Genomic DNA, 13,091 nt, shown 5'->3' with positions numbered 1-13,091 from the left:
GGCAGCGCCGGATGATCATCGACCAGGGATTAAGCGCCCGTGAAGCCGCCAGCCGCGCGATCGGTACGGCCGGCAGCGCCGTCTTTTTCGCCGGCCTGACCGTCATCATCGCCCTTTGCGGCATGCTCGTCATCGGCATCACGTTCCTGTCGGCCATGGCGCTCGTCGCCGCGGCGACCGTCCTCGTCAACGTGCTGATCGCGCTGACGTTGCTGCCCGCGCTGCTCGGCCTGATCGGCGAACGCATCTGCTCCGCCAAGGCACGGGCGAATAAAGGCGCTGCGGGTTCCGAAAAGCACGGCTTCGCGCATGCTTGGGTCAAGGGCATCGTCAAGGCGCGCTGGCTTGTCGTCGTGCTCGTCGTCGTCGTCCTCGGCTTCGCCGCGATTCCGGTCGCCAATATGAAGATGGGCATTCCGTCCGGCGCGACGGCGAACCTGGACACCGGGGCCCGCCAGAGCTACGACGCCATCTCCGCGGGCTTCGGCGAAGGCTACAACGGCCCGCTGCTGCTCGTCGCCGAGCCGCGCGCCGAATCGGGGAAGATCACGATGGAGACGCTGGGCGCGATCGTTCAGGGCATCCAGCAGCAGGAAGGCGTCGCCATCGTCTCGCCTATGGGCATCAACGAAACCGGCGATATCGGCATCATCACCGTGATCCCGACGACCGGGCCGAACGACGATGCGACCAAGGATCTCGTGCAGGCGCTGCGCGACTCGGATTCGCCGGTTGCAAAGGCCAGCGACGTCAAGCTCGGCGTCACGGGCTTCACCGCCATCAATATCGACATGTCCGCCAAGCTGGCGGAGGCGTTTCCGGTATACATCGTTATTATCGTAATTTTGTCGCTGATCATTCTGCTGCTCGTCTTCCGGTCGATCATCGTGCCGATCAAGGCGACGGTCGGCTTCCTGCTCAGCGTGCTCGCCACGTTCGGCATCACGACGGCCGTCTATCAGTGGGGCTGGCTCCATGCGCTGTTCGGCTTCGACACCGGCGGGCCGCTGCTCAGCTTCATGCCGATCCTCGTAACCGGTATATTGTACGGACTGGCGATGGACTATCAGGTGTTCCTCGTCAGCTCGATGCGCGAATCGTACGTTCACGGCCATAAAGGGATCGACGGCGTCGTGCACGGCTACGAACAAGCCAGCCGCGTCGTCGTGGCAGCCGCCGTCATCATGGTCTCCGTCTTCGCCGGCTTTATATTCGCGCCGGACATCATGATCAAGCAGATCGGCTTCGCGCTCGCGATCGGCATTCTGGTCGACGCCTTCATCGTCCGCATGGCGCTCGTCCCCGCGGTCATGGCGATCTTCGGCAATGCCGCCTGGCACCTGCCCAAGTGGCTCGACCGCATCCTGCCGAATCTCGACGTCGAAGGCGACAAGCTGCTCGCCCAGCTTAAAGCGAAGGGCGAAAACTGATCGCCCGACGAACAACGACGCCGTCCTGCAACGCCTACAACCGCCTGCGGCCTTCACTGGCTGCAGGCGGTTTTTCGACCGTAATTTGCATGTTCGCTTCAGGCATAGTTCGCCGTCGCGCTCGGCAACCTATGTACGCTGTTCCATTCCAAGCTCGGGAGGTGCAACGCATGCCGAACAACAAGCAAAACGGAACGACCCGTCAAGGCGCCAACGTTCAAGCGAACAAAATTCCCGCTGCTTCCCAAAGCGACACGGAATTCGCTTCCGAGCAATCTCCGGGCACCGGGTCCGTGACGAAGCTGCCTAGCCGCAAAGGCTAAGCAGACGCAGCGATGCACGCCCTCCAAGCCAATATGTTTTGCACAAAGAAAAGGCTGTCCCATGTCGGGGCAGCCTTTTGCGCGTTCGTACATAATAGGATTCATCGCCCCGCCTATAGGAAATGCATTCCTATATCGGAGCTCTTTTTAGGAGGTCCATGCCGCGCAATAGGAACATTGGGGGATAGGCGCAGGAACGGCAACAATGAGAAGGTCAGGGGATATGGCTGACGCGGGAGCGATGGTATATTCATAAGCGTAGCACGACAAGACACGGCACAACAAGACACGACAAAAAGCAGCAGGAATAAATTGGCACCCGCCAGGCGTTGCCAAAGTCTTCATACCGTCGTTTGTCCCGCCGATATTCCATGTACAGACCTAACATTAGGTCTTTACCCACCTTCTCAAACATTCAAACACACGATGGAGGTTTTTTCTTGAAAAAGTTCAGCTCGGTGGCATTAGCGCTTGTTACGGCCTTTGGTGTCGTCTACGGTTTCTCCTCCTCTGCCGACAAGACGGCCTATGCGCTTTCCGGCAATACCTCACAAATTTTCTCCGCAGCCGCCGATTTTAATCATACGCAAGGCGAGCGTCAATGGTACTATCAATCGCTCACAGGCTCCGTTTACACAGATCTCGTCTATAACGCGGACAACAAGCGTTGGCAGCCGTCGAACGGCGCTTATCCCTGGGTATCCAAGAATCAGCTGCAACCGTCCGAAAATGCCGACTCCGTTCTGAAGTGGGTGTCGCCGGGCAAAGGCACGATCGCGATCACCGGAGAGGTGTCCAGAAGCTCCGAGCTCGGAGACGGCATTGTCGTCACGGTGCTGAAGGACAGCAAGATGCTGTGGAAAAATACGTTGACACTCGTAAAAGGCTACGCGCCGAAAAGCGTCGGCAGCGTCCCCGTCGAAAAGGGAACGGCGATCTATTTTATCGTCAATCGCAGAAATACCTCCGTCGGCGACAACGCGCTCTGGAGCCCGACGATCGAATTCAAGTCGGATGCGCCGGTCGCCACGCCGACGCCTACTCCAACTCCGACCGCTACGCCGATCGCCAAGCCGACTACCGTTACGCCGTCGCCTACTCCTACTGCTGCTCCTACTGCAACGCCTACACCAACTTCTACGCCTACTCCGACGCCTACGGCCACTCCGGCTGCAACAGCAACGCCAACGCCGGCCAACGCCGGCATCGACGTGACGAGCTGCGGCGCGATCGCCGACGACGGCAAGGACGACTACGCCGCCTTCGCCGCCTGCGCGACCAAGGCCAAGACGCAAGGCAAGCTCGTAACCGTACCGGCCGGCAACTTCACGCTCGGCAAAATCCTGACGCTCGACGGCGTAAGCCTGAGCGGCGCCGGCATGGACAAGACCACGCTCATCTCCACGGATCCGCAGAACGGCTCGATCGACATCAAGGGCGACGGCGTCAAGCTGACCGGCATCAAGCATACGTATGCGACGACGGTGGCACGGGGCAACGGCGCCAACGAGAAGAACAGCATCACCGTCCGCAGCGCCACGAACTTCGTCATCGACGGCGTGTACGTCTACAAATCCAGCACGGCCGGCATTCTGGTTACCTATGAAGCCAAAGGCGGACGCATCTCCAACAACGTCGTCGATTCGACCGGCGCCGACGGCATTCATATGACAAACGGCAGCAGCGACATTGTAGTCGAAGGCAACCTCGTGAAGGGCGTCGGCGACGATACGATCGCGGTCGTCAGCTACGACGAGCCGGCCGTTCACAACATTACGATCCGCAACAACGATGTCGGATACGGCTCCAAAGCGCGCGGCATCTCCGTCGTCGGCGGCAAAGACGTGCTGATCGAAGGCAACGCCGTCAAGGATACGCAAATGGCGGGCATCTATATCGCCTGCGAAGGCTCCTACAATACGGCCAACGTCAACAACGTCACGGTGAAGGGCAATACGGTCGACCATACGGGCATCCAGGAGCCCCAGAACCATCCGAACGTGCTCGTCTACGCCTCGACGGGCGTAATCGACAACGTTACCTTCACGAACAACATCATCAAAAACGCCGCGCATCGCGGAATCGGCGTATGGGGCGACGGTCAGATCAAGGACGTTTACTTCACGGGCAATACGCTCATCAACGACAAAGGCGCCAACACGACGTTCAAAAACGGTACGATCCACTTGCTCGACAATATCGGCTTCTAAGCGAATCAGACAGAAGGTGCACGACACCAATCCGGGCCGCCGGATTGGTGTTTTGCTTTTCTTACGACCGAGTCGGAGCGGGCGGAAGCGGCTTGTCGAAGATGTCGACCGGAGCTTTCCCCATAGTTCCCTAAAAGTTGTTCCAGTAGTCGACCGTTAGCTGAAGAGGTGTTGCACAGCGTTACATGATGGATCTGCGTCGTACTCTCGGCAGAAGAAACGCTGCAAAGCGTTACTGACGGGACTGCGAGTATTCCGAGGCCGATAGAGTCCATCGTGAACGATGAACAACGCCAAGCCTGCGGGCTTGGCGTCCTTGCGCTCGTGTCCTTGCGCTTGCTGCCTTGCACTCGTGGCCTTGCGCTTGCGCCCTGTCCCCTGCCCGATAGCTGTTAAAAAGCCGTTATTTCCCTTGATCGCGACGTCCTGAATGGAATAAGTGTTAAAGCGCAGTTAAATTGTCAACTTCGAACGTTTTGGTCCGATTTTGATCTCATTAATTGCGTTTGAACACTTATTTCACCCCCGGCCCGGTTTAGCGCGACGATTAACTGCTTTTGAACACTTATCGCCCCACACTCCCCGCCTGCTGTTTTGCTACTTTAAGAAAAAAAACCTTCCTCGAAAAATGTCGAGGAAGGGAATGGCACTTATTGCTATTCTTTTTCCTGTTCCTTTTCCTTCGCCTCTAGCATCCGGAGCAGTACGGCGACCGTTTCCGCTCTCGTCGCGACGTCCTTCGGGAAGAAGCCGTTGCCGCCTTTGCCCTGCATGATGCCCAGCTTCTTCATCTCTGCAGCCGCGCCGACGGCCCAGGCCGGAATGTCGCGATCGTCAGCGAAGCCCGCGGACGCCGTTTCAGGCGTCAGGCTCAACGCTCTCGCGAGCATGACGGCCATTTCCGCTCTCGTGAGCGGCGCGTCCGGACGGAAGTTGTCGTTCGCGTCGCCCCGGATCAGTCCCATGCTTACGGCTTGCGCAACGGCCGTCCGGGCCCACTGGCCGATTCGGTCCGCGTCGTTGAAGGACAGAACCGACGCTTCGTTCTGAAGCTTCAGCGCCTTGACCAGCATGACCGCAAATTCGGCGCGCGTCACCGTGCGGTAAGGACGGAACGAGCCGTCCGGATAACCTGTAATGATCCCTCTTTTTGCGGCTTCCATAATACTCGCTTGCGCCCAGTGACCGGCGATGTCCGAGAACTCGCGGCCTGGAACGTCCGGCGTGTCCGGGCCATCGCTTGGCTCGTCGGGTTTGACCGGCGGCGTCACGATCGTTCCTCCGTTCGGACGCTCGTGGACGGAAATGCTTATTTTGCCGGTTACGGACGTTGTAGCGGATAACACTGCCGTGATCGTCGCCTCTCCGGCTGTTGACGGCGCCGTGAAGCGCACGCTGAACCGGCCGTTCGCATCCGTTGTCGCTTTGGACGCCTGAATGCTGCCCGATGAAGCCGCGAGTTCAACCTCTACGCCGGACACAGGCAGACGGTCGCGATCCGTTACGATGCCCGTCACGGTCGCTTCGTCTCCGGTCCACACGGCGGATGGCGCAGCCTGCATGTCGATTCGGACAGGCACTTGCTCGGCTTGGCCGACGGACACTTTAACCGCGCTCGTCACGGACGGATAGGCGGTCAAGGCGGCTGTGATCTTCGCTTCTCCGGCTGCGGACGGTGCCGTATACACCGTGCCGAACCGGCCGTTCGAATCCGTTACCAGCCTGGCGTTCTTGACGCTGCCCGCCGAGGCCGAGACTTCGACCTCTACGCCGGGGACAGGCAGATCGTTGCCGTCATAGACAACGCCCAAGACAGACACTTCGCCCCCCGCCGTCACGGCAGACGGCATCGTCTGCAGGTCGATGCGAACGGGCACTTGCACGTCATCATGGACCGAAACGGCAATCGTATTCGCCACGGACGGATTCGCGGCCGAAGCGGCCGTAATCGTCACCTCTCCTGCGACGGACGGTGCCTTAAAGATCGCGTTGAACTCGCCGTTCGCGTCCGTAATCGCTGTAACCGGTTCGAAGCTGCCCGCCGAAGCCGCGAGCTCGACCTCTGCGCCGGGAACGGGCAGATCGTCGCCGTCGTATACGGTTCCCGTCACGGACACGGCCCCGCCGACCGCCACGGAAGACGGCGTCGCCTGCAGCTTGATGCCAACGGGCACCTGCTGGGCCCACTTCACCGGCACGACAATCGTTCCCGTCACGGACGGACTCGAAGGCAGAACGACCGAGATCGTCATGTCGCCGGCAACCCCCGGCGCCGCGTAAACATGGCTGAACCCGCCGTTTTCGTCCGTGATCGCGCGGACGGTGTCGGCGCTTCCCGGCGCTGCCGAAATTTCGACGGCCATGCCGGATATCGGAAGCCCGTCGCCGTCATATACGACGCCCGAGACGGACACGTCTTCGCCTACCGTCGCGGAAGACGGCGACGCCTTCAGCTCGACCCGTGCAGGAATCCGCTCCGCAGTCTCGGCGCCGTACACTTTAAATTCCCAGAGCGAATAACCGTAGGTGCTCCCTCTTTTTATGCCGTTCATCTTGACGTATCGGGCATTTACCGGTTCGAAGGAGATCTCGTCGATATCGCCGTCCCCGTTCGCGGTGCTGTACACGGTCGTCCAATCCGCCGCATTGTCGGATACCTGGATTTGATACTCCTTGCCGTACGCGGCCTCCCAATGCAAGACGACCTTCGCGATCGTCTGGCTTGCGCCCAGATCGACGTAAATCGACTGCTGATCCGAATAGTTGGATCCCCAGCGGGTCGTCAGCGAGCCGTCGACCGCATTGCCCGCCGATACGTCGGCCGCCCGTGTCGAGCTGACCGTCACGTTCTTGCCCTCCGCGAGATTGGGCGCCACCGCCTCGTAGACGTTGAATTCGGCCAGCGAATAGCCGTCCGCGGTCCCTTGCTTTACGCCCTGCATGCGGACGTACCTGGCGTTTACCTTATTGAAGGAAATGTCGTCGATGCCGCCGTCTCCCAGCGAGGTGGCATAGACGTCCGTCCAGGCGACGGCATCGTTCGACACTTGAATTTTGTAGCTTTTCCCGTAGGCCGACTCCCACTTCAATCGGACTTTATTGATCGTATACGGGTCCTGCAAATCCACGTAAAGCCACTCGTCGTCCGAAGCGTTCGAATGCCAGAAGGAGGTTCTGTACAAATCCGTCGCGTTCGAGGCGAATTGCTTGCCTTGACTGGAGGATGCCGCCGCGCCTTTGGTGTAGGCAAGGTCGAATCCGCTGTCGTCGAGGGCGGCACCCTCGTTCAGGGTCACGCTTCGGCCGGCGAAGATGTCTTTGCCGAGCCGATAGGTCGTCGTCGTCTTTTCCCCGTCCCGATCCAGCGTCACGTTCACCGTAATGCCGGGCGTCTCGGGATTGGCGACCGAGATGCGGGCAGGCGTCTTGGACTCGTCCACGATCACCATGGCGGCCTTATCCACCGCAACCGTCAGCCCGTCTCTTACCGTTACCGTTCCCGGCTGATAGAACAGCATTTCCGACAGGCGCAGCGTTTCGTGCCGAACGGCCTGAACCGACGCCGTGTTCGAAAGGATGCGAATCGGATTGTCGTTCGCGTAGCTGCCGACCTCTTCGGCCGATTTGTCCGGCAGCACGATGTACTGGTAGGAAGCGCCGGTCGGCTTTACGCCATGATCGAGCCAGATCGAGAAGAGCGGCTTCGTGATCGATTCCGTCGAGCTGCCCGTGACGACGTCGCTCCATTTGCCGGTTTTCGTCTCCAGCTTCACTTGAAAATCCGTCGGATTCGGGAATACATAGCCGATCCGATCGTTGTAGGCCCACTTGCCGTTCGCCTGCTTCGTCCCTTCCGCCATCGTCTGGCCGTCCACGATCACGTCGCCGACCGCCATGCTTTGGTTCAACGTCGTATGGATCGGAGCGGCGTTCGTGGAAGCGATGCCCGCGCCGAGCGCCACCATTTCGTCGTCGAAAAAGAAGTAGCCCTTTTTGCCGCTCGTGCTCAGCTTGTTGAAGTCGAAGGCGGTGGCGCCGTAGCGCTCGTTGGTCACGCCGCCTACGAACGTCCGGGGATTGTTGAAATTCCCGTCCTTCGTAAGTACGTAAGGAGCCGTCGTGCCCGGAACGTGCATCCAGTCCATCAACGGATAGACCGGCCTGTATTCGTCGCCCGTCCGCTGAATGGCGGTCGCGCCCTGCGGCGTCCAGTACAGCAGGTTGTAGCCGCCCGGATTGATCGTTCTCCATTCGCCGCCCTTCACCGTGCTGGAGGACATTTTGACCGTAATGCCGTAGTCGGACCGCATATGGGACGAGACGAGCGTCTGCCATTGCGTCATATTGTTGTCGTTCAGTCCGTTGCTTGTGCTCGTGCCGATCCGGCGAATGTTGTCCAGGAAGCTCGCGAACTCCGAAGACCGCTTTGGATTGGCCGCCTCCATCCACTGCATCGGATCTTCATAGAAGGTCAAAGCCGCGCTCTCGTAGTCTGGCCAGTCCGGTCCGTTCATCCCCATGCCCAGGTCGGCCACGTCGCCTCTCACCAGATACCGGGTGCCGTCAAGCAGGTAGGACGACAGCGAGTCGATCGCCGCCTCGCTGTAGGCGAAGACGGTATCCGAAGTAATATAGGCCCAGAACGACATGTCTCTGGCGAAGCTTCTGCCGTAACCCGTCGTGTAGTTGGTTTTGCCGTGCTGGAAAAAGGACATGTCCGACTGGATGCCCGTCACTGTCTTCGTCACCTTGGACAGGATGTTGAACGCCTCCACGGCGTCCCGGACGATGGCGGCATCCTCCAGCAGCAAGCCCCGATACATGTAATTTTGGTTGTACCAGGACGAATTGGCGCCGTCGACGGTGTTCGGGCTGCTGTCCAGCGTACCGACGATATTGGCCGCTTGCGTCGCCGTCAGGTAGCCTTCGCACAGCACCGCGATCTTCTCCAGCCTTAACTGGGTGCCGATCGTGTTCTCCCACCAGTTGGTGGAGGTCGGCTTGACCGTGAACCAGTGATCCAGCGCCCGCTTGATGCCGTCCAGCATCGCATCGCCATGGTAGCTCGGGCTCTTCGGATCGGCGAACGCCGCAGCCATCGACTGCATCCGGTCCAGCGCCAGGTAGGAAGGCCAGCCGCGTCCGTTGGCGGCCGACTGCTTGCTCGCATAATCGACGTCCGCCCAGCTGCCGTCCGGCTTCTGGCTGGCTAAGTAAGAAGCGGCCTGCGATTTGAACGTCCATTCGACCCGGCCGTTCGTGCCGTCGTTGATAATATCCTTGGAGATCAGAAAGTCGACGATCCGCAGCTTCATCCGCTTGATATCCGCGTTCTCTTGCGCAGCGTTCGGGGATTGGGGATCGGCCGCCGATGCGGACGGGGAAAGCCACAAGGAAGAGATTATCGCGCCGGCGAGCAGGAGACAGATCCACCTTTTCGCCAGCCTATGTATTTGTCCAGTCATGCCCATGCACTCCTTTTTAAACGTAACTTTAATCGATCGTTTGATAGCGCTTTCCAACCGTTGGAAGAAAGAAGGCAGCTCGCACTGCCTTCAGTCTGTTAATGCAGCGTATCGAAAATGTCCGTCAACGGGATGTCCACGCCGGCCATCGCTTCGTCCGCGGCGCCGTAATACATGCGGATCGTTCGATCGAGCAGCAGCGCGCCGCACGAGAAGACGACCCGGCCGAAAAAGCCGTTCACCTCGTATTCCGCTTCCGGCTCCAGGATGGGCACGCGGGATCTGGCGATCACGCGGGCCGGATCCGCCAGGTCCAGCAGCAGCGCGCCCATGCAATAGCGGTCCGTCTCGTCCGCGCCGTGGTACAGGGCAAGCCAGCCCTCGTGCGTCCGGATCGGAACGGCTCCGCCGCCGATTCTCCCTCCGTCCCATTGACCTTCCCGAAGGCCGATCAGATGCCGATGCCGTCCCCAATGAACGAGATCGGGAGACTGTGCGATCCACATCTCGGGAGAACCGATCGCCTTCGGCACCGGCCGATGGAGCGCATAGTAGCTGCCGCCGATTTTTTCGGGGAAAATCGCCACGTCTTTATTCTCGGGAGGAAGCATCGTGCCGGTTCGCGCAAAGGTCACGAAGTCCTCCGTCACGGCGACGCCGACGCTCACGCCCTTTGACGAGATCGCGCTGTACGTGATGTAATATTGACGGCCGATCTGCGTAATCCGCGGGTCTTCGATGCCCCAGGACTCCAGCGGGCCGTCCGGCAGCATCGCCGGACCCGGGTCCACCGTAAAGCGGATGCCGTCCGAGCTGCGCGCAATCCTTAAGTAGGAGAGGGAGGTCAGGTACGCGAACTTGCCCCGCTGCTTGATCACGCGCGAGTCCGACAGATCGTACCGGTCGTCCGACCTGGCGATGCGGACGATCTCCAGCTCGCCGTTTGTCTCGCTCAGCACGGGGACCAGCACCTGATCTTCGTCGGATTGAATCGGCATCTCCGCGACCCGCAGCAATAAAATAATCTCGTCTCCGAAGGTTGCCACCCCCGCGTTAAAAACGCCGACGACTTGAAAATCGGGATAGATCGGCTTTACGTCGTTCGTTGCTACGATCGGATTGTGCGCAAACCTGCTCAAGGCCATCTTCGAATCTCCTTATTTCTGCGCCGCCAGATACGCATCCAGCTGCTTTTGATATTCCGCTTGAATTTTTTTCAGATCCGATCCGTATTTGGCCTCGAAGTCGGCAAAGGATTTGTCCGGATCGAGCGTGCCGAGCAGAATCGGATAAACGTACGAGTTCGCCTTCAGCCTTGCCATCTCTTGCAGCACCGGCTCCGGATTAAACGTGAAGCCGGAATCCTTCGACTTCGTGAAGTTGGCCGCGTCCTTCGCCCAGTTCCACCATTTCAGCTCGTCCGGCGACAGGGACGCGTCGTAGCGTTCGTTGGTCGGGTTCCAGATCCAGTCGAAGCCGAAGTTCGGATAATCGCCGTTCAGCGCCTTGAAGCCGTCTTCGCCGACTGCCTCCCAGTTTTTCCCTTCCAGACCGTAGCTGAGCAAATCGTAATTTTCTTTTTCGTTCGCCCAGTTCAGGAACATGATGGCGCGCTCTTTGTTTTTGCTGCTTTTCGGCACGCTGATGAAGTTCCATTGCTTGAAGTCGGTCTGGTACTTTTGCGACGGATCCATAAAGGTGACCCATTCGGCCGACCCGCCGAGCTTGCCGACGGCGTCCTGGATCGATGACGGGATGCCGACGTCCGCGGAGGTGATCGCCGCCGTTTTGCCCGCCGTGAACAAATCCCGCTCGTTCTGCACCGCCAGGTTATCCTTGTTCACGATGCCGTCCTGATACCATTTGCGCATGCCTTGAATGCCCGACCAGATGCCCTCGTCCTTCTTTTCGAACAGCGTATAGATTTTTCCGTCGTTGTTTTTCTTATAGAAGAAAGGATACATCTCGGGAATTTCCTGCTTCACGTCGTAGGCCGAATCGAAATAGAAAGGATACGCGTTCGTGATGCGGTCCGTCGACACGAGTGTCGTCAGCGGACTCATCCCCTGCTCGTTTTCCTTCACCTTGTACAGATACTGCGAGAGATCGTCGAACGTTTTCAGCGGCTGCATGCCGTACTTTTCTCTCAGGTCTTTGCGGATGTAGAAGCCTTTGATCTGGTATTGCGAGACGCCAAGCGGTATGCCGTAAATATGGCCGTTAAACTTGTTCGCGTCCCACATTTCCTGCGGCCGGGTTTTCAGTATCGTCTGGCCGTACTGCTGGAGCAGCGGCTCCAGATCCTCGTACGTATCGGAGGCGACCATCTTGTTCATATGCAGCCACGGCGCATCGAAGATCAGGTCGACGGCTTCCCCGGAAGCAAGCGCGAGCGACGTTTTGTTGTCCAGATCCGACCATGGAATAAACGTGATGTTAAGCTTGACGTTAAGCGTGCCTTCCATCCGCTTCTCGGCCTCGGCGATGACGGCGTCCATATCCTTGGGCCGGTCTCCGGGAATATAAATTTTTAACGTGGCGGGGCTAAGCGCTTCATCCGTCTGCGCTTGCTGCGTGCCCGCAGGGCTTGAGCCCGTCGCTTCCTTGTTGTCGTTGTCATCGCCGCCGCTGCAGCCGGCCAGTGCGCCTGTAGCGGTCAGCGCCGTCAAGCACGCCAGCAGCATCACTTTTCTTTTCATTTCGATTGCCTCCCTGGAATGTTTCTTTATATGCTCAACCGAATACTGCCGGTTATAGCCCGAATTAGCCTTTGACCGAGCCGATCGTCAGCCCTTTGACGAAGTAGCGCTGCAGGAACGGATACAGCAGCACGATCGGACCGATCGTCACGCAGACGGTCGCCAGCTGCACCCCGTAGGCCGGGATCTGCTGGAGCTGGCCCGTCGACGCGCCCTGAATGTAAGCCGCAGCGTTCATGTTGGAGATGAGCTGCCGAATCATGATCTGAAGCGGGTGCAGCGTGTAGTCGTCGATGAACAAAAGCGCGAGCCACCAGTCGTTCCAGTACTGCAAGGCGTACAGCAGCGTCGTCGTGGCGAGGACCGGCGTCGTGATCGGCAGGATGATACGGAAGAACGTCCGCCATTCGCCCGAGCCGTCGACCGTCGCGGCTTCGTTCAGCTCGTACGGCACTGTACGGAAAAACGATACGAGGACGAACGTATTGAACGGGTTCAGAAGATACGGCAGGATCAAGGCCCAAAGCGTATCCTTCAAATGCAGCCAGTTGACGACGAGAATGTAAAAGCCGACAAGTCCCGAACCGAACAGCATCGTAAAATAGGTGAGAAACGACAACGCATTTTTGTACTTGATCTTGCGATGGGCGAGCACGTAGGCGAACATGGCGCTGATCAGGACCGCTGTAAGCGTACCGATGACGGTCGTCTCGATCGTCACGAGATAGCTTCGGTACACTTGCCCGCCGCGCAGCAAAAATTCATAGGCGTACAGGCTCAGCTTGCTGGGGATCAGCTTGAAGCCCTCCGCTCTGAGACTGCTCTCGTCCGTAAAGGAGCCGATGATGACCATCCAGAACGGAATCAAGCAAAAGAGGGCGAAAAGCGTCGTAATCGCATAAGCGGAACCGTTGACGAGCCGATCGCCGATACTCGTTTTCGAACGTCGTTGCATGTGCGGGTT

At 59.0% G+C, this 13,091-nt stretch carries 7 protein-coding genes; 3 read left to right on the top strand and 4 right to left on the bottom strand.

Annotated features, from left to right (window positions below; translation table 11 throughout):
• The 3 genes from KVT38_RS03395 to KVT38_RS03385 all read left to right on the top strand — a co-directional run.
• Positions 1-1,430: MMPL family transporter (locus KVT38_RS03395; protein WP_217592282.1), on the top strand; the 1,430-nt coding region annotated here is incomplete at its 5' end.
• Between the two features lie 170 nt (positions 1,431-1,600).
• Positions 1,601-1,753, top strand: coding sequence for a hypothetical protein (locus tag KVT38_RS03390; RefSeq protein ID WP_217592281.1), 153 nt, complete (start codon positions 1,601-1,603; stop codon positions 1,751-1,753).
• A gap of 440 nt (positions 1,754-2,193) precedes the next feature.
• Complete coding sequence (locus KVT38_RS03385; RefSeq protein WP_254638940.1) at positions 2,194-3,963, top strand: right-handed parallel beta-helix repeat-containing protein; 1,770 nt, start codon at positions 2,194-2,196, stop codon at positions 3,961-3,963.
• Positions 3,964-4,619: 656 nt separating this feature from the next.
• On the opposite strand, the gene KVT38_RS03380 is transcribed toward KVT38_RS03385, so the two are convergent.
• From KVT38_RS03380 to KVT38_RS03365, 4 genes are all read right to left on the bottom strand, one after another.
• The gene (locus KVT38_RS03380) at positions 4,620-9,428 is read right to left on the bottom strand and encodes a polysaccharide lyase family 8 super-sandwich domain-containing protein (protein WP_217592280.1); all 4,809 of its coding nucleotides are present in this window, start codon (positions 9,426-9,428) and stop codon (positions 4,620-4,622) included.
• 98 nt (positions 9,429-9,526) lie between these two features.
• Positions 9,527-10,573, bottom strand: coding sequence for a glycoside hydrolase family 130 protein (locus KVT38_RS03375; protein WP_217592279.1), 1,047 nt, complete (start codon positions 10,571-10,573; stop codon positions 9,527-9,529).
• Between the two features lie 12 nt (positions 10,574-10,585).
• Positions 10,586-12,127, bottom strand: a complete 1,542-nt coding sequence (locus tag KVT38_RS03370; protein WP_217592278.1) for an extracellular solute-binding protein — start codon at positions 12,125-12,127, stop codon at positions 10,586-10,588.
• 64 nt (positions 12,128-12,191) lie between these two features.
• Positions 12,192-13,082, bottom strand: coding sequence for a carbohydrate ABC transporter permease (locus tag KVT38_RS03365; protein WP_217592277.1), 891 nt, complete (start codon positions 13,080-13,082; stop codon positions 12,192-12,194).
• Between the last annotated feature and the right edge of the window lie 9 nt (positions 13,083-13,091).

It is taken from the genome of Cohnella sp. GbtcB17, assembly GCF_019091135.1.
Lineage (GTDB): Bacteria > Bacillota > Bacilli > Paenibacillales > Paenibacillaceae > Cohnella.
This window is presented reverse-complemented; position numbering and strand designations above follow the sequence as displayed.